We start from the raw sequence: 22,583 nt of genomic DNA, 5'->3' as shown, positions 1-22,583 counted from the left end.
GTAACGACGCCGCCCCGCACCCGCCGGGTGCGGACGCGGCCCCTCAGCCCGCCAGCAGCCCGGCGAGCGCCGCCACCGCGTCCGGCCCCACCCGGCAGCAGCCGCCGACGAGCCGGGCGCCCCCGGCGGTCCAGGCCGCGACCCGGTCCGCGTCGAAGGCCGGCGTACCGCACCAGGCACGCGCCCGCGCGTCCCAGCTCTCGCCGCTGTTCGGGTAGACGACCACCGGCTTGCCGGTCGTGCGGGCCGCGACCGCCACGGCCAGGTCCGCGTCGTGCGGGGTGCAGCAGTTCACGCCCACCGCGATCACCTCGGGGACGTCCGCCGCGAGCGCGAAGGCTTCCGCCAGCGGCTGCCCGGCCCGGGTGCGCTCCCCGGCGGCGCTGAACGACAGCCAGGCCGGTACGCCGAGACCGCGGACCGCCCGCAGCAGGGCGCGCGCCTCGTCCGCGTCCGGCACGGTCTCCAGCGCCAGCACGTCGGGGCCCGCCGCGGCCAGCACCTCCAGCCGCGGGCGGTGGAAACGTTCCAGCTCGGCCACCGACAGCCCGTAGCGGCCCCGGTATTCGGAGCCGTCCGCGAGCATCGCGCCGTACGGGCCGGCCGAGGCGGCGACGTACAGCGGCCCGGTGGCCGTCCCCGCCGTTGTGGCCTGCCGCGCCGCCTCGCGCGCCAGCTCCACGCTGCGCCGCAGCAGCCCGGCGGCCTCCGCCGCACCGATGCCCCGCGCGGCGAACCCCTCGAAGGTCGCCTGGTAGCTGGCGGTGATCGCCACCCGCGCACCCGCCTCGTAGTACGCGCGGTGCGCCGCGACCACGGCCGCCGGCTCCTCGGCGAGCAGCCGCGCCGACCACAGCGCGTCGCTCAGGTCGTGCCCGGCGGACTCCAGCTGGTTGGACAGCCCGCCGTCCAGGACGAGCGGGCCCGCGGCGAGGGCGGCGGCGAACGAAGGGGGAGAAGAGACGCTCATGGCGTCCACCCTCGCACCCTTGCCGGGCTCACTGGTCCTGGACGGCCTGGATGTCCAGCTCGACGCGGATCGTGGCGCCGATGGCCGCGATGCCCCTGGCGAGCATCTTGCGCCAGTCCAGCGTGAAGTCCTCGCGGTGCAGTTCGGTCACCGCGCTGCACGCCGTACGGGTCTCGCCGCCCATGCCGGTGCCGATGCCCAGGTAGCGGGTGTCCAGCTGCACCGACCGGCTGACGCCGTGCAGGTGCAGCACGCCCTGCACGGCCCAGCGGGCGCCGCCCTTGTGCACGAACCGCTCGCCGGCGAACTGGAGGTACGGGTAGCGCGCCACGTCCAGGAACTCGGCCGACCGCAGGTGGTCGTCGCGCATCTTCACGCCCGAGTCGATGCTCGCCGCGTCGATGGTCACCTCCACCCGCGAGTCCCGCATGTCCGGCGCGATCCACAGACCGCCCTCGAAGTGGTTGAACCGGCCGTGGATCTCGGCCAGCCCGATGTGCCGGGCGGTGAAGCGGATCGAGGAGTGGTCGGGGTCCAGCCGCCACCGGCCCGGCGTGGGCATCGGCACCGCGGGGGCCGGCTCCAGGCCCAGCGGCCGGGGCGCGGTGCGCTCGCCCGCGGTGACCAGGCTGTCGAACCGCTCGGGGCGGAAGCCGTCGCAGGTGATCACCACGTGGTAGGCGGCGGGCGCCAGCGTCGCGGTGAACATGCCGTTCGGGTCCGTCTGCCCGCGCGTCACCTCGGTGCCCTCGGCGTTGCGCACCGACACCCCCGCGCCGGCCATCGGCAGGCCGACGGGGTCCTGGACGCTGAGGTCCAGCGCCCCGGCACCGCGGGGCATCGGGGCCGGTGCGGAGGCGGTGCGGGGGGAGCGGTCACGAAGACGGTTGAGGATGGCGAGCGCCATGGCAGGACGGGGCCTCTCGGTCAGTTGCGTCGAAAAAGGTGCATCTCCATCCTGTCATTGGTTTAGACCGCCGAGGACAACCGCTGTCAATACCCGATGAAACGTGAAATTCATCGCAGTGGATGCAAGATGACGGCGAACCGGGCGGGGGCCGCCGTCAGCTCGTACTGCGGCAGCACTCCCGGGCCGCAGGAAGCGCTGCCGATGCCGTGCAGGGCGTGGTCGAGGTGGAGCCAGACATGGTCGCCGGGAACGAGATCAGTGGTGTGCCGGGCAGCATCCAACTGCTCGCTCGTCCAGCGGCGCGCGGAGAACCAGAAGGCCGGCTCGCCTTCGGCGCGCAGCCCCGAACCGTCGCTGCGGGCCAGCTCCACCCACCGCACGTCCGCGCGCGCCCCGTTCTCCTGCGGCCGTACGTACGGCGTCTGCAACGCCTCCACCGGCATGGTCCACAGCCCCGTCCGCGCTGCCGCCCTCGTGTCCGGATACGCCTCGCCGGGCCCGCCGCCGTACCAACGCGCCGTCGCGAAGCTGGCGCACAGGCCCATCCGCAGGCCGAGCCGCGGCAGCGGGCAGGGCCAGTCGCCGTACGGCCGTACCGACACCTCCAGCCGCAGCCGCTCGTCGTCCGCGCTCCAGCGGTAGTCGGCGCCGAGGGCCAGGTCCGTGCCGGCGGGCGCCACCCGGGTCCGTACCACCAGGGCGTCGCGGCCGCGCTCGACGGACTCCACCCGGTGCCGCATACGGTGCAGCCCGATGCGGCGCCACTGCTCGGCGCGGTGCGGGCCCGGCTGCCAGGGCGCGCCCTCGTCGTTGTCGGTCGGCGCCCGCCACACGTCCAGCCGCGGGCCCGCCAGCCGGCAGCCGTGCAGGTACCGGAGCACACCGGTGGTGGCGTCGAAGGCGCCGGGGCCGAGGAGGATGAGATTGCCCTCGCCGCGCCGGGGCGTCGCGCTCGGTACGAGCGGGCGGGACACGGTACGCCGCGGCGCCGGCGTGGCGGGCAACTGCCCCCAGGCGACCTCGTGGCCCGCCGCGCCCCAGGCGGTGTCCCCGGCCAGGACGGCACGCACGGTCCACAGGGCTTCGCGCCCGCACCGGCCGGCGGGCTCGGGGGGCAGCGCCACCTCGGCGGACGCTCCGGGCGCCAAGGGCGGTAAGTCCAGCGGGCCTTCGGCCAGCACCTCGCCCTCGGCCTCGTAGGACCAGCGGAAGGCGAGGTGGGAGAGGTCGGCGAAGTCGTGCAGATTGGTGACCAGGACCGCGCCGGGCGCGCCGTCGCCCCGCTCGTCCGCTGCGCCGATCCGTACCGGCTCGACCACCTTCTTGAACTCCGCCAGCCCGGGTGACGGCGTCCGGTCGGGGAAGACCAGCCCGTCGCAGACGAAGTTGCCGTCGTGCAGCTCCTCGCCGAAGTCGCCCCCGTAAGCGTGAAACAGCTCGCCCCGCTCGGTGCGCTGCCGCAGCCCGTGGTCGATCCACTCCCACACGAAGCCGCCCTGGCAGCGCTCGTACGTCTCGAACAGCCGCTGGTACTCGCTCAGGCCGCCGGGACCGTTGCCCATCGCGTGCGCGTACTCGCACAGGAGGAACGGCAGGGCGCGGCGCCGGGCGTCGGCGGCCGGGTCGGCGAGCGGCTCCTCCTCCCGCCGGCCGATCCGGGCGACCTCGGCGTGGTCCGCGTACATCCGGGAGTACACGTCGGTGTCGGCGCACCCCGGGTCGCCCTCGTAGTGCAGCGGGCGGGACGGGTCGCGGTCGCGCATCCAGGCGGCCATGGCGGACAGGCCGCGGCCGGTGCCGCACTCGTTGCCCAGCGACCACATGATCACGCTGGGGTGGTTCTTGTCGCGTTCGACCATGCGGCGCGCGCGGTCCAGCAGCGCCGGCGTCCAGGCGTCGTCGTCGACCGGGTTGTCCCGCCAGCCCTGCTGCTTGAAGCCGTGCGTCTCCAGGTCGCACTCGTCGACGACCCACAGGCCCAGCTCGTCGCAGAGGTCGAGGAAGGCGGGGTGCGGCGGGTAGTGGCTGGTGCGGACCGCGTTGACGTTGTGCCGCTTCATCAGCAGCAGGTCGCGGCGCATCGCCTCGGGGCCGATCGCGCGCCCGTACCGCGGGTCGAACTCGTGCCGGTTGACGCCGCGGAACAGGATCCGGCGGCCGTTGACCTTCAGCAGGCCGTCCTCGACGCGGACGGTACGGAAGCCGACGCGCAGCGGGACGCGCTCGCCGGGCGTGCGCAGCTCGGCGTCGTACAGGTGCGGCGTCTCGGCGGTCCAGGGCGTCACCGGCACCGTGGCGCTCTCGCCCGTCGCCAGGTCGAGGCCGAGCGCGGGCACGGTGACCCGGCCCGCCGGCGCGCAGTCCACGCGCAGGGTGCCGCGGCCGGTGCGGTGGTCGTAGGAGGCGTGCACGAAGTGGTCGAGGACCGCGCCAGGGGGCCGCTGGTGCAGCGTGACGTCACGGAAGACGCCGGGCAGCCACCACTGGTCCTGGTCCTCCAGGTAACTTCCCGAGGACCACTGGTGGACGCGGACCGCGAGCACGTTGCGGCGCTCGCGCAGCAGGTGCCCGACCTCGAACTCGTGCGGCAGCCTGCTGCCCTTGAAGTGCCCCAGCTCCCGGCCGTTGAGCCACACGCGGGCGCAGGACTCCACACCCTCGAAACGCAGCAGCGCGGGCCCGGGTTCCCACCCCGCCGGGAGGTCGAAGGCGTGCCGGTGGTCCCCTGTCGGGTTCTCGTCGGGCAGCCGCGGCGGGTCCACGGGGAACGGGTAGCGGGCGTTGGTGTACGCGGGCGCGCCGTGGCCCGCCAGGACCCAGTGCCCCGGCACGCGCAGGTCGGCCCAGTCCGTGTCGTCGAAGTCCGGGCGGGCGAAGGAGGTGTCCGCACAGCGGGCGGTGGGGGAGAGGCGGAAGCGCCACGCGCCGTGCAGCGACATCCGGCGGGCGTCCGAGCGGGCGTACCAGGCGCGCGGCGGGCGGCAGCCGCTTCCGGGAGTCACGTCTTCGTAGTACGGCAGCCGGTGCGCGGGGCGCGGGTCGGGGAGTCCGGCGCCTGCCGCGGGGCCGGTGTGCCCGGTGGCTTCGGGTGGTGCGGCGTCGCGGGGTATGTGGTGGCCGGCGTGCTGGGCGTCGGGCAGGGGCAAGGGTCCTCCTCGCTGCGGGGACACGGCGGGGGCGTGGGGGATCAAGCCAGCGAACCACGCGCGGCGCCGCGCCGCGACCACATACGGATGATTGACCGCTGAAGTACTCTCCGCCGCGCCGCACATGCCCGGAGCGCCCGGATTCGCGCCTCAGGGCCCGGGAACAACGGGCGGTACACAGGCCCGACCGGCCGCTTCACCCCGTCCGGTGAGAATCCGCCGTGTGCGGGCACCCAGGCAGCATGAACGATTCACCGAAGAACCCGGACCCGGTACCGGAACGCACCACAGGTCTGGAACCGGGCGGCGGGGTGCCACCCGGCGAGACACCGCCCGCCGAGGGCAGCACCCCGGACGCCGGGCCGCTGGAGACCCACAACCCCACCCGTGGCTGGTCCAAGGGCCCGGTGCTGGCGCTCGCCGTCGTGGTCGTCCTCGTCGCCGCCTTCTTCATCGCCCGGATCTGGGGCGCGTAGCCGCGCGATCCGGGGCGGGCAGCCGTCAGGACGGCTCGCGCAACGGTCCCGTGTAGTCGCGGAACAACAGAATCCGGCCGTCCCGGATGCGGAAGAGCTGCACCGAGCGGCCCTCGAACGCGTCGCCGCGCCCCGACGACCCCTTGGCGAGCGTCTCCGCGATGACGACCTCCGGGTCCTCGGTGCGGTGGACGGCGAGCGTCACGAGCGAGTCGACGCGCATCGCGGCCATCGCCGCCCGGGCGAACGTGCGGATCGTCTCCCGGCCCTCGATGCGGTCGGGTACGTCCGTGCCCGCGAAGGGCAGCTCGATCACACCGTCCGGCGCGAACAGGTCCGCGAAGGCGTCCGCGTCCTGCCCCGTGACCGCGGCGCGCCGCTGTTCGAGAACGTCCAGGGGGCTCAGGGCAGGCACGGTCCCTCCGATCGGCCGCACGCCGGGCCGGCGGTCCGCGCGCCGGCCCACTGACGCGGTGCAGCGTAGCGCCGGGGCGCGCGGCAGTCAGCAGAAGCGGCGTCGGGGGCGCCCCGGGCTTGGACCGGTTACCGGACGCCTCCGATCCCGGCGTCTCCGGTTCCGGCGTCTCCTGCCCTGGCGCCTCCGGTTCCGGGGCCTTCGGTCCCGGCGCGGAGTGCCGCGAGCGCCGTCGCCGGGTCCTCGGCGGCCGGGCCCGCCGGTGCCCACTGCCCGCGCTCCTTCCGGTACGGCCACCAGCGCCCGTCGCGCCCGTACCGGAGCTGGGCGTCGCCGCCGGTCACGGTCCAGCGGTTGCGTTCGTGCCGCAGCCGCGGCTCGTCCTCGTCCCAGGCGGCGGCGAGCTGTGCGACGGCGCGGGCCATGGCCGCCGGCTCCGGCGTCCACTGCTCCTCCAGGACCGCGAGCGCCGGTGCGCCGCCGTACTCCCACGCCCGCACGGCCAGGGCCAGCGCCTTGGCCGTACGCCCCGAGCCGGCCGCCAGCCGGGCCGTGACCCGGGCGTCAGGACCGGCCGCCGCCAGTCGTACGGCGTCCTCTGCGCAGGTCAGTGGCGCCTGGGGCGGGCTGTCCTCGTGCCGGGGCGCCAGCGCGTCGGCCAGCAGGCGCTGAGCGCGCGCCGCCGTGTCGGCTATCAGGAACTCCAGCGCTGCCACTTCCACGCCGGGCGCAGGATCGCTGCCCCCGCCGAGAACCGGCGCGGTGCCAGGCTGGTCCACGGCGTGCGGGGGCGCGGGCAGCGGCGGCAGGATGTCGCGTGCCGCGTACGCCTCGTCAGCCGGTACGCCTTCGGGAGCGGATTCCGGTGCCGCCGCAGACGTGTTGGGTGCGAGCCCGTCCGCCACCTCCTGCGCGCGCGCAGCGCTGCGCGCCTGGAGTTCGCGCAGCAACTCCTGCTCGCCTCGGCCGCGCATCAGCAGCAGCACGAAAGGGTCCTCGTCCAGCAGCCGTGCCGTTTGATGGCAGAGCGCGGCGGTGTGCGCGCAGTGGTCCCACGCCTCACAGCCGCACTCCGCCTCCAGATCGCCGATCCCGGGCAGCAGTTCGATGCCGGCGGCTGCCGCGTCCTCCACCAGATGCGGCGGCATGTCGTGGTCCAGCAGCGCCGCGATGTGCCCGGCCCGGTCCGCGACCAGGTCCAGGAACCGGTCCCAGTCCGCCGCGCTCAGCTCCTGGAGCAGGACGTCGCAGCGGTACGGCGTGCCGTCGTGGTCCTTGACGACCGCGGTGAGCCGGCCGGGTCGTACGGACACCGCTCCCACCGCCCCGGCCCGGGCGTGCCGGCGGCCCTCCTTGACCTGCCTGCCGTCGAGCGCGCTGTCCTCCAGCGCCTTCAGCCAGGCCCGCCCCCACCAGGTGCGCGCGAATCCCCGCCCGGCCGTCGGCGGCAGCGTGGCGAAGATGCGTTCCGCACGGTGTCCTGTCACGTGTCCGTCCTCGTCCTGGTGTTCGCGGGGCAGTCCGTTTCCGTGGGTACCGGTCATCGCTCGCTCCCGCGCAGCCCGACCAGGTCGGCCAGCTCGGCGTCGGTCAGTTCGGTCAGCGCGGCCTCGCCGGAGCCGAGCACCGCGTCCGCCAGCTGCTGCTTGCGCGCGAGCATGGCGGCGATCCGGTCCTCGACCGTGCCCTCGGCGATCATCCGGTGGACCTGCACCGGCCTGGTCTGGCCGATCCGGTACGCGCGGTCGGTGGCCTGCGCCTCGACCGCCGGGTTCCACCAGCGGTCGAAGTGCACGACATGGGAGGCGTTGGTCAGGTTCAGGCCGGTGCCTGCCGCCTTCAGGGACAGCAGGAACACCGGGACCTCGCCGCTCTGGAAGCGCCGCACCATCTCCTCGCGCCGCGCGACCGGCGTACCGCCGTGCAGCAACTGCGTCGGTACCCCGCGCCCCGCCAGGTGCGTTTCGAGCAGCCGCGCCATCTGCACGTATTGCGTGAAGACCAGCACACTCGCGTCCTCGGCGAGGATCGTGTCCAGCAGCTCGTCCAGCAGTTCGAGCTTCCCGGAACGCCCGGCGATCCGCGGCCGTTCCTCCTTCAGGAACTGCGCCGGGTGGTTGCAGATCTGCTTGAGGGAGGTGAGCAGCTTGACCACCAGGCCGCGGCGCGCGATGCCGTCCGACTCCGCGATCTCGCCGAGCCCCTCGCGTACCACCGCCTCGTACAGCCCGGCCTGCTCCCTGGTCAGCGCGACCGCGCGGTCGGTTTCCGTCTTGGGCGGCAGTTCGGGCGCGATGCCCGGGTCCGATTTGCGGCGGCGCAGCAGGAAGGGGCGTACGAGCCGGGCGAGCCGTTCCGCCGCGGCCGGGTCCGTGCCGCCCTCCACGGTCCGCGCGTAGCGCTCCCGGAACCGGCCCAGCGGGCCGAGCAGGCCCGGCGTGGTCCAGTCCAGGACGGCCCACAGCTCGGACAGGTTGTTCTCGACCGGCGTGCCGGTGAGCGCGACCCGCGCCCCCGCCGGCAGGGTGCGCAGCGCCTTCGCCGTCGCGGAGAACGGATTCTTCACGTGCTGGGCCTCGTCCGCGACGACCAGCCCCCAGCGCGTGTCCGCCAGCTTCGCCGCGTCCAGCCGCATGGTGCCGTACGTGGTGAGCACGAACTCGCCGTCCGCCAGGTCCGCGAGGCTGCGCCGGTCCGCGTGGAAGCGGCGTACCGCGGTGCCGGGTGCGAACCTCTCGATCTCGCGCTGCCAGTTGCCCATCAAGGAGGCCGGGCAGACGACGAGCGTGGGCCCGGCGGAGGCGGGATCGCCCTGGCGGTGCAGGTGCAGCGCGATGAGGGTGATGGTCTTGCCCAGCCCCATGTCGTCGGCGAGGCAGCCGCCGAGGCCGAGCGAGGTCATGCGGTGCAGCCAGCCGAGGCCGCGCAGCTGGTAGTCGCGGAGGGTGGCGGCGAGGGCCGGCGGCTGCGGCACCGGATCCGCTTCCTCCGTATCCGTGTCCGTGCCGGCCGTCTCCGGTGCGGCGAGGCGGTCGCGCAGGCGGGCCAGCCACCCGGACGCCTGCACCTCGACGCGCTCGCCGTCCTCGGACTCGGCGGTTCCGGTCAGTGCGGCGCCGAGCGCGTCGACGGGCGTCACCTTGCGGTCCTCGCGGCCGCGGGCCGTCCGCAGCGCCTCAGGGTCGATCAGCACCCACTGGTCGCGCAGCCGTACGAGCGGCCGCCCGGCCTCGGCCAGCCGGTCCAGCTCCGCGCGGCCGATCTCCTGTCCGCCGACGGAGAAGCGCCAGCTGAACGAGAGCAGCGCGTCGGCGGACAGGAGGGAAGGGAGGCCGGACCCGCCACGGTCCCGGCCTCCCGCGGACCCGTCCGGTGCGTCGTCCGGTCCCGGCGGCCCGACCACGGCACGGGTGCCGAACCCGCGTACCAGGTCCTTCGGCCAGTGCACCTGGACGCCGGCGGCGGCCAGCGCGCGGGACGCCGGGCCGAGCAGCTCGGCGATCTCCTCGTCGGCGAGGCCGACGGCGTCCGGCACGGCGGCCGACAACAGGGGCGCGAGGGGCGGCCAGGCCGTGGCGGCGCGGCGCAGCGTGAGCAGTGTGTCCATACGGGCCCGCGAGCCGAACGCCCGCCCGGCGGAAGAGGTTCCCGCCCAGACCTCCGACACATCGGCCACCAGGGTGGGATCGGTGAGGCTGTGCACCTGGAGAACGGCGCTGAAAGTGCAGTGCGCCGTGGCGGCGTCCTCGTAGGCGGTCGGGTTCCCGGCGTCGCCGGCGGTGTCCGGGGCAGGCAGGCCCGCGACCTCGACGCGCAGGGAGATCCGTACGCCCGCGTCGTGACCGGCCGCGACATCCGCGGCCCAGGCGCGCTGCTCGGGGATGTGCTGCGGTGCGCGCGCCGCGTAGGCCGGCCCGCCGGTGACGAGCGCGGCGGCGGGGGAGCGGGGCAGCCCGTCGGCCACCGCGTCCAGGAAGTCGCGTACCAGGCGCTCGGGCTCGGGAAGCCGTACGGGGTCGTCGGAGCCGGGGAGCGGCACGGCGTGTGCCTGCGGCGGCAGCGAAGCGGCCAGCTCGCGCAGTCGCTCGAAGTCGCCGGGGTCGAGCGGGCCCACGCGCCAGGCGTCATGACCGGAACGGCTCAGTCCGGGCAGCAGCCGTCCGCGGGCGACGAGTTGGAGGGCCAGTACGGACGCGGCGCCCCAGAAGGCCGCCGCCGGGTCGGCCGCGGAAGCCGTACGGGCTCGGGTGAGGACGGGGAGGGCGTCGGCGACGGGCAGCACGACGGCCGGGACGTCGCGGACCTCGACGCCGGAGCCGGGTGCCGGGACGGCGACGGTCAGCTGCCGCGTCGGCCGGTCGTCGAAGGGGGTGCCGTCGGGCCGCCAGAAGGCGACGCGTCCGGTACGGGGCGGTTCGGCGGGCAGGAAGACCGCGGCACAGCGGGCGAGCGCGGAGGCCGGAGCGGATGGTGCCGTGGGGGTGGATGCCACGTGCAGCGAACTCCTCAAATTTGACTACTGATGACCGGAGCGCCCGAGGGTACAGCACCACCGGGCGGAACGCCGACCACCGGTCCGGGGCGTGGGCGCTGCCGCCGGGCGCCCCGGTGCCGGGCGTTCCGCCACCGGGGCGGCCGGGATGCCGCGTGACCCCTGACGTGCCGGTCCCGGATGGAACCTGTGGGGCCGAAAAGGCGTTCAATGGGGTACAGAGAGCGCGGCATCCGCCGCGGAAGGGACGTGAAGGATGTCCACGAACGCGAAGGTCGCCGTCGGCGGCGGCGTGGCAGTGGGACTGATCCTGCTGTGGCTGCTGCCGATCTGGGCGGCGCTGCTGGTCATGGTCGGAGTGCCGGCCGTGGCATACCTGACACTGGATCCGTCGCAGCGGCGCAGGCTGCGCCGCGTGACCCGCAAGGAGATAGGGCACTAGTTGCCCGGCGTGGTGAGCCGGGTCGCGGACGGCGTCTCCGTCAGCGGGCCCGTGGACCGGCGGTCCGCGGGTGGGACGTTGCCGTGCGGCCCCGTGCGCCGGCTCTCAGGACGGCCGGGCCGCCAGCCCCTCCAACGCCGCCAGCAGCCCCGGAAGTTCGGGGCCGCGCCCCACCGGCAGTATCTCGCCCGGCTGCTCGTCCAGCAGGACGAACGCGATGTCGTCGGTCCGCGCCACCATGCTCCAGCCCGGACCGTCCACGCGCAGCGTACGGGCCTCGCCGTCCGCGAAGGACGAACGGACCCGCCCCGGCGGCGGGGGCTCCGCCACGTAACCGCGTGCCTCGGCCAGCGCGCGCCGCACCCCGGCGTGCGGCTGGGTGCCCGGATCGACGAACGTGACCTCGCCCTCGACCTGCTCGCGCCACGCCGCCCACCGGAGCGCGATCTCGTCGGCGCCGAGCCGTCGCTGCGCCGGGCCCCACTGCGAGGCGTCCGGCGGCGTGAGCACGGCAGGGCCGCCGTCCTCCGGCGCGGGGTCGTGCGGCGCCGGCACGCCCGGTGCCGCGACGGCGAGCGCGAGCGGCCAGCCGGGCAGGGCGGCCACCATGCCGTCCTCGCCGGGCGAGAGGTCGAACTCCATACCGCAGTCCCAGGCCGCGATGGCGCACGCGACGAGCGAGACGTCCTCCGTCACCGCGGTCCAGCGCGCGCCCTGCCCGTCCTGGCCGAGCACGAGCCCGTAGCCCTCCGCGTACGGTTCGAGCCCGAGCCCGGCGCACACCTCGGGATAGTCGTCGCCGAGCACGCTCGGGAACTGCGCGGGCGTCAGCAGCACCGCCGTCAGCACGAGCAACTGGTCGTCGTCGGCGGCCTGCCCGTCCGGGCCGCCCGGCCCGGCAGTGGACGTTCCGGCGCTGTCGGTCGACACGCGGGCCTCCCCATCCGATGCGCTCTGACCGGGCGGCCCCGGACCGCCGGGCCCGCACCGACCCGATCGTTCCGATCAGTCGTCGGCGCACCATAGTTGGACCGGGAGCCGCTTGTCACCAGCCGTACGCCCGCGGACCGGGATCCCCGGCCCCGGCCGCCCTCAGGCCGCCGGCAGATTCAGCAGGTCCCTGGCCACGGCCTGCGGCGACTCGCGGCGCTCCCGGGCCAGCGCGATCACCGCCCGGCAGGCCAGCTCGTTGATGCCGAAGGCGAGGGCCTCGGGGGAGACCCACTCCGCCGTCTCGGCGCTGCGCTCGTCGTCGTCCTCGGCGCAGGCCGCCACATGCGCCGCGGCGGCCTCGAAGATGTTGTGCGGGCGCCCTTTCGTCCCCGGCGCCCGGGGCTCGCCGCCGCCCGGCATCCGCAGGGCCGTTCTGATCTGGGCGAAAAGGTCCTCAAGACCGCGGAGCAGCCCGGAGGTCCCACGCAGGAATCCGGCCATCGTGTCCCCCATTCCCGGTGCCCGTTCCGGTCGTTCCAGTGTGCCCTGAGTGCTTACGATTGGAACTTCGGCGACGAAAGGGCGGACACTCGGTGCGGCGATATGACTGGCTCAAGGAGATCCAGCGGCTGGATCCGGAACGGGACTTCCTGCGCATCCACCGCATCACCACGACGTACGAATTCCCGTGGGATGTCGCGCGCGCCCTGGAGTTGGCGCTCTACCGCACCTACGCCGTTCCGGCCATCGGGCGGCTGCTCGCGGAAACCGCCGAGCTGACGGACCGTACGCAGAAGCGCTACGACGACACCGCGCTCCTCCTGGACACGGTGATGGAGCACGGCTTCGACGCGGAGGAAGGCCGGACCGCGATCCGCCGCATCAACCAGATGCACCGCAGTTACGACATCAGTAACGACGACATGCGGTACGTGCTGTGCACTTTCGTGGTGATTCCCAAGCGCTGGCTGGATCTGTACGGGTGGCGGCGGATGAGCGAGCACGAGAAGCACGCCTCGGCCGTCTACTACCGGACGCTCGGCCGGCACATGGGCATCACCGGCATCCCGCAGGACTTCCAGGAGTTCGAGCGCTTCCTGGACGACTACGAGCACGAGCACTTCGGCTGGGACGAGGGCGGCCGGCGGGTCTCCGACGCCACGCTCGGCCTGATGGCGGGCTGGTACGGCCCGCTGGCCCCCGTGGTGCGCGGCGCGAGCATGGCACTGCTGGACGACGCGCTGTTGCACGCCTTCCGCTACGAGCCCCCCAAGCCGGCCGTCCGGGCCGTGGTGCAGGGCGCACTCCGGCTGCGCGCCAAGTCGGTACGTTTGCTGCCGCCGCGCCGCCGCCCGCACTACGCCCGCCAGAACCCGGAGATCAAGGGCTACCCGAACGGCTACCGCGTCGCCGACCTGGGAACCTTCCCCAAGGGGAGCCCCGCGGGCGGCTGTCCGGTACTGCCCGAGTACCCCGAACGGTCCGCGTAGCCCTCACAGCGGCGAAGACTCCCAGAGGTCAGAGGCCCTGCCGCACCGCCACGGCCAGGTAGCGCGCGTCCTCGTCCACGTAACGCGCCAGGTCCCACCCGCAACGGGCGAGCAGAGGACGCAGGTTGGGCTCGGCCCGTACGTCCTCGGGGGTGAGCCGGCGGCCTTTGCGGGCGGCCAGCGCCGCGCGGCCGACGGGGTGGAACAGCGCCAGCCTGCCTCCGGGCCGCACGGCCCTGGCCAGTTCGGCGAGGCCGGCCCCGGGGTCGGGCAGGTGGGACAGCAGCCCGGCGGCGAACACCGCGTCGAGCGACCCGTCCCGCAGGGGAAGCCGGCTCACGTCGGCCAGCAGGAGGGGCGCCAAACGCCCCCGTCCGGCCCGTACTGCTGCCGCCAGCATCTCGGGTGTCAGATCGGCGCCCAGTACCGTGCCGCGCGCCCCGACGGCCGCCCGCAACGCGGGCAGTGCCCGGCCCGTACCGCAGCCCGCGTCCAGGACGCGGTCGCCCGCACGCAGCCCCAACGCGGCGACGCCCGCCTGATAGGCGGGACCGTCGTCGGGAAACCGCGCGTCCCAGTCGTGCGCCCGGGAACCGAAGAACTCCCGCACGTCGTGCGCTTGCCCGGCGCTCTCCGCCACCCGGGCGGTCTCGTCGTTCATACGGGCACTGTAGGGAACGCTGCGCGTTCCCGCTCACCGGCCCGACGACGGCGACGACCGCCTGGACGGCGGCGGTGGTTGGCGCCGGCAACTGTTTCGCTTCGATGCCTTTCCCTCCCGGCCGACCGGCGTAATCATGCAGACATGACCGACACGGGGAAGTGGAATTTCGTCGACCATTTCGGTGCCGACCCAAAGGGACTCGTCGACGCGGCACATCTCCTGCAGAGCGCGGTGACCACCATTTGCGCCGCCGGCGGCGGAACGCTGGTGATTCCTCCGGGCCGCTATCTGGTCCACAGCACCGGGACCGTGGTGCCGGACTCCGGAAACCTGACCGTGCTCGCCCACGGCGCTCATATCGTCCGGAGCGACACCTCCGCGATCGACACGCTGTGGGGCGGCGGGTTCTCCCACAACGGCTACAACGGAGCGTCCAACATCAGCATCCGGGGCGGGCTGTGGGACGGCGGCGCGAACAATCCGCTGCACCTGGACATGTTCGCCTTCTGCTCCGCCGAGAACATCCTCTACGAGGACCTGGTGGTGGACAACATTCCGGACTGGCACGCGATCGAGTTCCACGGCATCCGCAACGGCACGGCGCGCAACTGCGTCTTCAAGGGCTTCAAAGCGACCACCCCGACGCGGTTCTTCTCCGAGGCGATCGAGGTGCAGGAGGCGCCGGACGGCACGCACAGCGTCAACATCGTGGTGGACGGCTGCTCGGCCGACGGGTACGGAGCGCTGGTGGGCACGCACACGGCCACGTTCCCCGGCCGGTTCCACGACGGGATCCGGGTGGTGAACAACAGGATCACCGGAGCCAAGAACTACGGAATACGCGCCCAGAACTGGCGCAACGCGGTCATCTCGAACAATATTCTGGCGGACTGCAACAGCGGAATCCAGGTGCAGGTAGACCCGTCGGCGCAGTACCAGTCCTGGTTCTGGTCGCAAACCGAGGACATCGTCATCGCGAACAACGTCCTGACGCATACGGGCCTGGAGAACCAGCCGGGCCAGGGCCCCCGTTACGCCACCATCGGCGTGTACGGAATGTCGGACACGCCGATGGAGAACGTCGTCGTGAGCGGGAACATCATCCGCGACTGGGCGAGTGCGAACGGGATCGTGCTGCAATACGTCCACGAAGGCGTCGTCACCGGAAACGTCGTGAAATACAGCCGGGGCGGCGACGGCACCGGGATCCTTTTCGCCTCCTGTTCCGGCGGCACGGCCACGGGAAACAACATCCGCTACGCCGGGTCGGGCATCGTCGGCGCCGAGGTGTCCGCCGGAAACAGGATCAGCCTGCCGTGAGCACCCCTAAGCGATCACGCGGGCCAGCGCGAACCCGTCGTACCCCTTGACGCCCACCGTCTGCAGCGCCGTGGCCGACAGTTTCGGATTCTCGGCGAGGAGTTCCAGGAAGCGCCGGGTGCCGCGGATCGACGGATCCGTACTGCCGGCGTCGACGACGTCCCCGTCGCGCACGACGTTGTCGCCGACGATCAGGCTGCCGGGACGCGTCAGTTCGAGGGCCCGCTCCAGGTAGTGCGGGTTGTTCGGCTTGTCCGCGTCGATGAAGACCAGGTCGAACGGCTCGGCGCCGTCCGCGATCAGTCGGGCGAGGCTGTCGAGCGCCGGGCCGACCCTGACCTCGGTCCGGTCCGCGAGCCCGGCGCGGGCCAGGTTGGCGCGGGCGATCTCGGCATACGAGGCGTTGGCTTCCAGCGAGATCAGGCGGCCGTCGGCAGGCAGCGCCCGGCCGAGCCATATGGTGCTGTAGCCGCCGAGCGTACCGATTTCCAGGATGCGCCTGGCGCCTTGGATCCGGGCCAGCAGGTGGAGCAGCTTGCCCTGGTTGGGGGCCACGCTGATGCGGGGAAGACCGGCCGCCTCGATGTCGCGCAGCGCGGCCCGCAGTGCTTCGTCGGCCGGGACGAGCAGGGAGTTCAGGTAGTCGTCGACAGTGTTCCACTGCTGTTGGGACATGAGACCCTTTCGCCTGCCTAGTTAGGTAGGCTAATCAAGTTAGCAGGAGCAGGTGCGGCTTTCGGTCTGGTTCGGGTAAAGCGGGACGGTGGTCTCACGGCAGATGCCCCCGCACGTGATGCGGCGTGAGGTAGTCGCACAGTTCGCACCGGGGCGCGCCGCGGGCGGCTCTGATGCCGAGCAGGGGCTCGCCGCAGATGGCGACGAGCGGCCGCACGGGTGACTCCCTCGGATGGCAGATGCGGCAGAGGTTGTGCCAGGGCCCCGCCTCGTTGTCGCCCGCGGCGGGAACGGCGGCGATGCCCGTGCCGGTGCCGGTGGCCTCGTGAGTGGACATCATCGGCCTTCTTTCTCGTGCTCCGCCGGTGCGCCGACCGGTTCCCGGTACAGGCTTCCCGCTGGTGGCATCCGGCCGGACCGTGACCGGGGTTTCTACCGAAGCGTACGAACTTGTCAACTCCGAGCCACGCTGTGTAGCGAAAGGAGTACGGTCCTCGCCATGGTTTTCGAGTCGTACGACGAGCCCAACGACGTACCCGAAGCGCCCGCGGCCGGGCCGGCGGACCCCTCGGACGACACCGCGCTGACGTTGAAGATCCTGGTGGCGGGCGGCTTCGGTGTCGGCAAGACGACCCTGGTCGGCGCCGTGAGCGAGATCAGGCCGCTGCGTACGGAGGAACTGCTCAGCGAGGCGGGTGCGGCGCTGGACGACGCGGGGGACGTCGTCCGCAAGACGACGACCACCGTGGCGATGGACTTCGGGCGCATCACCATCAGGGCGGGGCTGTCGCTGTACCTCTTCGGTACGCCGGGGCAGGACCGGTTCTGGTTCCTGTGGGACGACCTGGCGCGCGGCGCTCTCGGTGCCGTCGTGCTCGCCGACACCCGCAGGCTGGAAGACTGCTTCCCCGCCGTGGACTACTTCGAGAACCGCGCGATCCCCTTCCTGGTGGCCGTCAACTGCTTCGCGGACGCGCGTGCTTACGGGGCCGACGAGGTGGCACGGGCGCTCGACCTGGACCGGGGCACTCCAGTGGTGCTGTGCGACGCGCGGGACCGGGATTCGGGCAAGGAAGTGCTGATACGCCTGGTCGAGCACGCCGGGCGGGTGCACACCGCCCGGCTGCTGGACTCGGTGGGGTGAGACGTGCCGGCCGCCGGCCGGGCTCGCGCGCCCTCGCGGGGCCGGGAACGCGGCCGGCGCGTCAGCCGGCCAGGTCGGCGACCGCGACGACCTTGTCGATGCGGACTCTCACCAGCAGTTCACCCGGGACGCCGTTGCGCGCCCCGTACTCCTCCGCGCGGTCCTCGCCCATGTAGCGGGCCGCGATGCGCGTGGCCCAGCCACGCACCTCGGCGAGATCGTCGCTGACCTCGGCCCGTCCCTCCACGACCGCGAAGCTGAACGGCGGCCGCTCGTCGTCCACACAGAGCGCGACCCGGCCGTCCCGGGCGATATTGCGCCCTTTGACCGTGTCGGCTCCGGTGTTGAAGACGAGGTCGTCACCGTCCAGGAGAAACCACACCGGTGCGACGTGCGGGCTGCCGTCGGCCCGTACGGTCGAGAGCTTGCCGGTGCGCGTGCCCTCGGCCAGGAAACTCCGCCACTCGTCCTTGCTCATTTTGTGTCCCATGCCGCCATCCTGAGCCATCCGGCGCGTGCGGGCGCCGCGAGGCACGCCGACCGGCCGTGCCGCTTGCCGGGGCGGCGCGGGTGGGCCAGGCTGGCACGGCAGTTGCCCACGGGGACACGGGGAGGAAGCGCGATGGCGCTGAACAGCGGGCTCGACTGGTTGCTGGACGACCTGACCGAGCGGATGGACCAGGTGCGGCACGCGCTGGTGCTGTCCAACGACGGACTGGTGACGAGCGCGAGCGAACGGCTGGCGCGGGAGGACGCCGAGCACCTGGCGGCGGTCGCGTCGGGCCTGCACAGCCTCGCCAAAGGGTCGGGCCGGCACTTCCGGGCCGGACAGGTGCGGCAGACGATGGTCGAGTTCGACGACGGCGTGCTGTTCGTGACGGCGGCGGGGGACGGCAGCTGTCTGTGCGTGCTGGCGGGGCCAGAGGCCGACATGGGGCAAATCGCCTACGAAATGGCACTGTTGGTCAACCGGGTGGGTGAACACCTGGGGGTCGAGGCCCGCCGATAGGAGAGTTGTCCACAGCGCTGAGGCTGGGGGTTGACCGGCTGTCGTACCTCGCGGCTATCGTCGTCACTGTCGGTAACGAACCGACGCGGAACCCGGACGGGATCCGTGACGAAGTCGACGACGGGGGAGTGCGACATGACGGTGCTGGACGAGAAGCGGCAGGCGTACGCGGCGCAGGAGCTGCTCACCGCGGAAGAGACGCTCGCGCCGGGACGGGCGGCTCGCGAACTGGGGCTGCGCAGCGGGGAATTCGAGCTGGCGGCGCAGCTGGGGGAAATCGCCACGGTCCCCCCGGAGCCAGGGTCGGGGCCGGGATCGCGGACGGGGCCGGGCGGGCCGTGGGCGCGGCGCCGGGTGCCGGTGGCCGAGGTCCGGCGGCTGCGCGCCGAGGAGGGTTTCCCCGAAACGCTGCGTGACCGCCTCCGGACGGTCGGCACGGCCGAGGCCGCCGACCTGATGGGCATCGGAGCGGGCCGGTTCCTGCGGCTGGCCCGCGCGGGGTGCTTCGGCCCGGTCCGGTTCTACGTGAACCGCTACGGCGTCGTGGTGTGGCTCTACCTGGCGGCGGAGCTGACCGGCTTCGCCGACCGCGAGCCGGAGCTGATGCGGGGCAGCGTCCCCGCGGCGATGCGGGCCATGCTCGGCAGCGGTCAGGACTGGCGCGGCCGGCAATGGCGCAGCCGCCGGGTCGCCCAGCTGATGGGCCAGGCGGCCGACCCCTGGGAGTCGGCCGCGGTGATCGCGGCCGTACTGCCCCCGGAAGAGCTGGCCTCGGTCGCCGAAGACCCGCTGGAACGGTCACTGCTGCGCAGGCTGCGCCCCACCCTGGCGCCGCCCGCCGCCGTACCGACGGCCGGGGAGGCCGTCGAGCGGGCGACGACGGCGGAGGAGTTCGACGAGGTGCTGTGGTACCGCGTCAACCTCTCCCGCTCCCTGGACCAGGCTCGCCGCGGACAGCCGGCGACCGGCCGGCTGCGGAGCCCCGCCGCACCCGCCGCCCCGCCCGGAGGCGGGGATCAGGCTCCGGCGGCAGGCGGGGTGTGCGGCCGGAACAGGCCCTCTTGGACCACGGACACGAGGAGGTTGCCGGTGCGATCGTAGATGCGGCCGCGGGCCAGGCCGCGACCGCCGGTCGCGACCGGGGACTCCTGGTCGTAGAGGAACCACTCGTCCGCGCGGAAGGGGCGGTGGAACCACATCGCGTGGTCGAGGGAGGCCATGTCGAAGCCGCGCGGGCCCCACAGCGGCTCGATCGGGATGCGCACGGCGTCCAGCAGCGTCATGTCACTGGCGTAGGTCAGCGCGCAGGTGTGGACGAGCGGGTCCTCGCCCAGGGGGCCGGCCGCCCGCATCCACACCGCGCTGCGCGGCTCCGCGCCCTCGATCTCCTCCGGCGTCCAGCGCAGCCGGTCGACGTAGCGGATGTCGAACGGCATGCGGCGGGCCATCCGGTCCAGCGCCTCGGGCAGCCCGCCCAGGTGCTCGCGCACCTCGTCCGCGACGGTCGGCAGCTCCTCGGGAGCGGGCACCTCGCGGCGCGGTGGCAACTGATGTTCGAAGCCCGGCTCGGGCTTGTGGAAGGAGGCGGTCAGATTGAAGATCGTGCGTCCCTGCTGGACGGCGACGACCCGGCGGGTGGTGAAGGACCGGCCGTCGCGCACCCGCTCCACCTGGTACACGATCGGCACCCCGGGCCGGCCCGGGCGCAGGAAGTACGCGTGCAGCGAATGCACGGGCCGGTCACCCTCCGTGGTGCGCCCGGCCGCGACCAGCGCCTGGCCGGCGACCTGCCCGCCGAAAACGCGCTGGAGGCTTTCCTGCGGGCTGCGGCCGCGGAAGATGTTCACCTCGATCTGCTCCAGATCCAGCAGATCGACCAGGCGCTCGGCGGGGTTGGTCATGACCGTGGGTCCTCCATCGGGTGTCGCGGCGCCGTCACAGCTGGCCCACGTCGGTGACGCGCACGACCGCGCGCCCCTCCTCGTCGGAGGCCGCCAGGTCGACCTCGGCGGAGATGCCCCAGTCGTGATCGCCGTTGGGATCGGCGAAAGTCTGCCGCACCTTCCACAGCCCGTGCGCGGGCTCCTCCTGAATCTGCAACAGCTTGGGGCCGCGCGCATCCGGACCGGTGCCCAGCTCCTCGTACTCGTCCCAGTAGGCGTCCATCGCCTCGCCCCACGCGTCCGCGTCCCAGCCGGACTCGGCGTCCATCTCGCCGAGCTCCTCGACCTTGTCCAGCGCCGCCAGCTCGACCCGCCGGAAGAGGGCGTTGCGCACCAGCACCCGGAAGGCCCGGGCGTTCGCGGTGACCGGCTTGACCTGGTCCGCCCGCTCGGCGGCCTCCTCGGCCGTCTCCTCCTCCGGGTTGGCCAGCTGCTCCCACTCGTCCAGCAGGCTGGAGTCCACCTGGCGGACCATCTCGCCCAGCCAGGCGATGATGTCCTCGAAATCCTCGGATTTCAGGTCGTCCGGCACGGTGTGGTCGAGCGCCTTGTACGCGCTCGCCAGGTACCGCAGGACGATGCCTTCGGTGCGCGCGAGCTCGTAGAACGAGGTGAACTCGGTGAAGGTCATCGCGCGCTCGTACATGTCGCGGATGACCGACTTCGGCGACAGCGGGTGGTCGCCGACCCACGGGTGGCTCTTGCGGTAGAGGTTGTACGCGTGCGAGAGCAGCTCCTCCAGCGGCTTGGGGTACTCGACGTCCATGAGGCGCTCCATGCGCTCCTCGTACTCGACGCCGTCGGCCTTCATCAAGGCCACCGCCTCGCCCTTGGCCTTGTTCTGCTGGGCCGCGAGGATCTGCCGCGGGTCGTCGAGGGTGGACTCCACGACCGAGACCATGTCCAGCGCGTAGGAGGGCGACTCCGGGTCCAGCAGGTCGAACGCCGCCAGCGCGAAGGTGGACAGCGGCTGGTTGAGCGCGAAGTCCTGCTGGAGGTCGACGGTGAGCCGGACGATCCGCCCCTCCGCGTCCGGTTCGTCCAGCCGCTCGACGATCCCGCCGTCCAGCAGCGAACGGTAGATGGCGATGGCGCGGCGGATGTGCCGGAGCTGGTTGCGGCGCGGCTCGTGGTTGTCCTCCAGCAGCTTGCGCATTGCCTCGAAGGCGTTGCCCGGCCGTGCGATCACGGACAGCAGCATCGCGTGGGTGACGCGGAAACGGGAGGTCAGCGGCTCGGGCTCGGAGGCGATCAGCTTCTCGAAGGTGTTCTGGCCCCAGTTGACGAAGCCCTCAGGCGCCTTCTTGCGCACGACCTTCCGGCGCTTCTTGGGGTCGTCCCCTGCCTTGGCGAGAGCCTTCTCGTTCTCCACGACGTGCTCGGGTGCCTGGGCGACGACGAAACCCGCGGTGTCGAAGCCGGCCCGCCCGGCGCGGCCCGCGATCTGGTGGAACTCCCGCGCCCGCAGCGTGCGCACCCGCGTCCCGTCGTACTTGGTCAGGGCCGTGAACAGCACGGTGCGGATGGGGACGTTCACGCCGACGCCGAGCGTGTCCGTACCGCAGATGACCTTGAGGAGGCCGGCCTGGGCGAGCTTCTCGACGAGCCGGCGGTACTTGGGCAGCATGCCGGCGTGGTGGACGCCGATGCCGTGCCGGACGTAGCGGGACAGGTTCCGTCCGAACTTGGTCGTGAAGCGGAAATTGCCGATGAGCGCCGCGATCTGGTCCTTCTCCTCGCGGGTGCACATGTTGATGCTCATCAGCGCCTGCGCCCGCTCCACGGCCGCGGCCTGCGTGAAGTGCACGATGTAGACGGGGGCCTGCCGCGTCTCCAGCAGCTCGGTCAGCGTCTCCGTCATCGGGGTGGCGCGGTACTCGTACGACAGCGGCACGGGCCGGGTCGCGGACCGCACGACCGAGGTCGGCTTGCCGGTGCGCCGGGTCAGGTCCTCCTCGAAGCGCGACATGTCACCGAGCGTCGCCGACATCAGGACGAACTGCGCCTGCGGCAGTTCCAGCAGCGGGATCTGCCAGGCCCAGCCGCGGTCCGGCTCGGCGTAGAAGTGGAACTCGTCCATGACGACCTGGCCGATGTCGGCGTCCTTGCCGTCCCGCAGCGCTATGGAGGCGAGCACCTCGGCCGTGCAGCAGATCACCGGGGCGTCCGCGTTGACGGAGGCGTCGCCGGTGAGCATGCCGACGTTCTCGGTCCCGAAGAGCTTGCACAGGTCGAAGAACTTCTCCGACACCAGGGCCTTGATCGGCGCGGTGTAGAAGGTGACCTGGTCGTTGGCGAGCGCGGTGAAGTGCGCACCGGCCGCGACCAGACTCTTTCCGGAGCCGGTGGGGGTGGACAGGATGACGTTCGCCCCCGAGACCACCTCGATCAGCGCCTCCTCCTGGGCAGGGTAGAGCGCGATGCCCTGCTGTTCGGCCCAGCTCGAAAAGGCTTCGAAGAGGGCATCGGGGTCGGCGTCGTTCGGGAGATGATCGATGAGGGTCACGCCCCCATACTGCCTTGGCCCGGTCCGGATGAGACAACCGGCGGGTCA

Annotated in this window: 21 protein-coding genes; 7 read left to right on the top strand and 14 right to left on the bottom strand. The window is 72.9% G+C overall.

What is annotated here, in order from left to right:
* Positions 1-43: 43 nt before the first annotated feature.
* The 3 genes from mmuM to ACH4OW_RS11985 form a co-directional block, all read right to left on the bottom strand.
* On the bottom strand, positions 44-970 hold the full coding sequence (mmuM, locus tag ACH4OW_RS11995; RefSeq protein WP_398027031.1) for a homocysteine S-methyltransferase: 927 nt from the start codon (positions 968-970) through the stop codon (positions 44-46).
* Positions 971-998: 28 nt separating this feature from the next.
* Complete coding sequence (locus ACH4OW_RS11990; protein WP_360128463.1) at positions 999-1,877, bottom strand: YceI family protein; 879 nt, start codon at positions 1,875-1,877, stop codon at positions 999-1,001.
* 110 nt (positions 1,878-1,987) lie between these two features.
* Entirely contained in the window at positions 1,988-5,026 is a 3,039-nt protein-coding gene (locus ACH4OW_RS11985) for a glycoside hydrolase family 2 TIM barrel-domain containing protein (RefSeq protein ID WP_398027029.1), read from the bottom strand.
* A gap of 242 nt (positions 5,027-5,268) precedes the next feature.
* Here ACH4OW_RS11985 and ACH4OW_RS11980 point away from each other — a divergent pair, with 242 nt between their 5' ends.
* The gene (locus tag ACH4OW_RS11980; protein WP_360128466.1) at positions 5,269-5,502 is read left to right on the top strand and encodes a DUF6480 family protein; all 234 of its coding nucleotides are present in this window, start codon (positions 5,269-5,271) and stop codon (positions 5,500-5,502) included.
* 25 nt (positions 5,503-5,527) lie between these two features.
* Here the strand turns inward: ACH4OW_RS11980 and ACH4OW_RS11975 are convergent, their stop codons facing one another.
* From ACH4OW_RS11975 to ACH4OW_RS11965, 3 genes are all read right to left on the bottom strand, one after another.
* Complete coding sequence (locus tag ACH4OW_RS11975; protein ID WP_398027027.1) at positions 5,528-5,917, bottom strand: nuclear transport factor 2 family protein; 390 nt, start codon at positions 5,915-5,917, stop codon at positions 5,528-5,530.
* Between the two features lie 128 nt (positions 5,918-6,045).
* Positions 6,046-7,461: an SWF or SNF family helicase gene (locus ACH4OW_RS11970; RefSeq protein WP_398027025.1), complete on the bottom strand. Its 1,416-nt coding sequence runs from the start codon at positions 7,459-7,461 to the stop codon at positions 6,046-6,048.
* A complete protein-coding gene (locus ACH4OW_RS11965; protein WP_398027023.1) occupies positions 7,458-10,409 on the bottom strand; it encodes a DEAD/DEAH box helicase in 2,952 nt (983 codons plus the stop codon). Before ACH4OW_RS11965 ends, ACH4OW_RS11970 begins: the two co-directional genes overlap by 4 nt.
* Positions 10,410-10,665: 256 nt before the next feature.
* Here ACH4OW_RS11965 and ACH4OW_RS11960 point away from each other — a divergent pair, with 256 nt between their 5' ends.
* Positions 10,666-10,851, top strand: a complete 186-nt coding sequence (locus ACH4OW_RS11960; RefSeq protein ID WP_360128477.1) for a hypothetical protein — start codon at positions 10,666-10,668, stop codon at positions 10,849-10,851.
* Between the two features lie 105 nt (positions 10,852-10,956).
* Here the strand turns inward: ACH4OW_RS11960 and ACH4OW_RS11955 are convergent, their stop codons facing one another.
* Together ACH4OW_RS11955 and ACH4OW_RS11950 are read right to left on the bottom strand one after the other, a co-directional pair.
* The gene (locus ACH4OW_RS11955; RefSeq protein WP_360128480.1) at positions 10,957-11,781 is read right to left on the bottom strand and encodes a hypothetical protein; all 825 of its coding nucleotides are present in this window, start codon (positions 11,779-11,781) and stop codon (positions 10,957-10,959) included.
* Positions 11,782-11,943: 162 nt separating this feature from the next.
* Positions 11,944-12,204 (bottom strand): hypothetical protein, encoded by a 261-nt coding sequence (locus ACH4OW_RS11950; protein ID WP_360128830.1) that lies wholly within the window; start codon positions 12,202-12,204, stop codon positions 11,944-11,946.
* 173 nt (positions 12,205-12,377) lie between these two features.
* Here ACH4OW_RS11950 and ACH4OW_RS11945 point away from each other — a divergent pair, with 173 nt between their 5' ends.
* Positions 12,378-13,274, top strand: coding sequence for an oxygenase MpaB family protein (locus tag ACH4OW_RS11945; RefSeq protein ID WP_398027020.1), 897 nt, complete (start codon positions 12,378-12,380; stop codon positions 13,272-13,274).
* A gap of 28 nt (positions 13,275-13,302) precedes the next feature.
* On the opposite strand, the gene ACH4OW_RS11940 is transcribed toward ACH4OW_RS11945, so the two are convergent.
* Positions 13,303-13,935 (bottom strand): methyltransferase domain-containing protein, encoded by a 633-nt coding sequence (locus ACH4OW_RS11940; RefSeq protein ID WP_360128485.1) that lies wholly within the window; start codon positions 13,933-13,935, stop codon positions 13,303-13,305.
* Positions 13,936-14,079: 144 nt separating this feature from the next.
* On the opposite strand from ACH4OW_RS11940, the gene ACH4OW_RS11935 reads away from it, so the two are divergent.
* Positions 14,080-15,258 carry a NosD domain-containing protein gene (locus ACH4OW_RS11935; protein ID WP_360128487.1) on the top strand — a complete coding sequence of 393 codons (1,179 nt, stop codon included), beginning with the start codon at positions 14,080-14,082 and terminating at the stop codon, positions 15,256-15,258.
* 6 nt (positions 15,259-15,264) lie between these two features.
* Here ACH4OW_RS11935 and ACH4OW_RS11930 read toward each other — a convergent pair whose 3' ends face one another.
* Together ACH4OW_RS11930 and ACH4OW_RS11925 are read right to left on the bottom strand one after the other, a co-directional pair.
* A complete protein-coding gene (locus ACH4OW_RS11930; RefSeq protein WP_398027018.1) occupies positions 15,265-15,933 on the bottom strand; it encodes an O-methyltransferase in 669 nt (222 codons plus the stop codon).
* Positions 15,934-16,027: 94 nt separating this feature from the next.
* Positions 16,028-16,273, bottom strand: coding sequence for a hypothetical protein (locus tag ACH4OW_RS11925; protein ID WP_360128493.1), 246 nt, complete (start codon positions 16,271-16,273; stop codon positions 16,028-16,030).
* A 159-nt stretch (positions 16,274-16,432) separates the two neighbouring features.
* Between ACH4OW_RS11925 and ACH4OW_RS11920 the strand changes: the two genes are divergently transcribed.
* On the top strand, positions 16,433-17,077 hold the full coding sequence (locus ACH4OW_RS11920; protein ID WP_360128496.1) for an ATP/GTP-binding protein: 645 nt from the start codon (positions 16,433-16,435) through the stop codon (positions 17,075-17,077).
* Between the two features lie 61 nt (positions 17,078-17,138).
* On the opposite strand, the gene ACH4OW_RS11915 is transcribed toward ACH4OW_RS11920, so the two are convergent.
* On the bottom strand, positions 17,139-17,567 hold the full coding sequence (locus tag ACH4OW_RS11915) for a PPOX class F420-dependent oxidoreductase (RefSeq protein ID WP_398027015.1): 429 nt from the start codon (positions 17,565-17,567) through the stop codon (positions 17,139-17,141).
* A 132-nt stretch (positions 17,568-17,699) separates the two neighbouring features.
* Here ACH4OW_RS11915 and ACH4OW_RS11910 point away from each other — a divergent pair, with 132 nt between their 5' ends.
* Together ACH4OW_RS11910 and ACH4OW_RS11905 are read left to right on the top strand one after the other, a co-directional pair.
* On the top strand, positions 17,700-18,086 hold the full coding sequence (locus ACH4OW_RS11910; RefSeq protein ID WP_360128502.1) for a roadblock/LC7 domain-containing protein: 387 nt from the start codon (positions 17,700-17,702) through the stop codon (positions 18,084-18,086).
* Between the two features lie 105 nt (positions 18,087-18,191).
* Positions 18,192-19,187, top strand: coding sequence for a DUF6397 family protein (locus tag ACH4OW_RS11905; RefSeq protein ID WP_398027013.1), 996 nt, complete (start codon positions 18,192-18,194; stop codon positions 19,185-19,187).
* On the opposite strand, the gene ACH4OW_RS11900 is transcribed toward ACH4OW_RS11905, so the two are convergent.
* The gene (locus ACH4OW_RS11900) at positions 19,103-19,987 is read right to left on the bottom strand and encodes an acyl-CoA thioesterase (protein WP_398027011.1); all 885 of its coding nucleotides are present in this window, start codon (positions 19,985-19,987) and stop codon (positions 19,103-19,105) included. The two genes, ACH4OW_RS11905 and ACH4OW_RS11900, sit on opposite strands and share 85 nt — an antisense overlap.
* Before the next feature lie 34 nt (positions 19,988-20,021).
* The gene (locus ACH4OW_RS11895; protein ID WP_360128508.1) at positions 20,022-22,535 is read right to left on the bottom strand and encodes a DUF3516 domain-containing protein; all 2,514 of its coding nucleotides are present in this window, start codon (positions 22,533-22,535) and stop codon (positions 20,022-20,024) included.
* Between the last annotated feature and the right edge of the window lie 48 nt (positions 22,536-22,583).

The sequence above is a fragment of the Streptomyces sp. NPDC017056 genome (genome assembly GCF_044332485.1).
Taxonomy (GTDB): domain Bacteria; phylum Actinomycetota; class Actinomycetes; order Streptomycetales; family Streptomycetaceae; genus Streptomyces.
The sequence above is the reverse complement of the archived record's forward strand: the minus strand, read 5'-3'. Positions and strand labels throughout refer to the sequence as shown.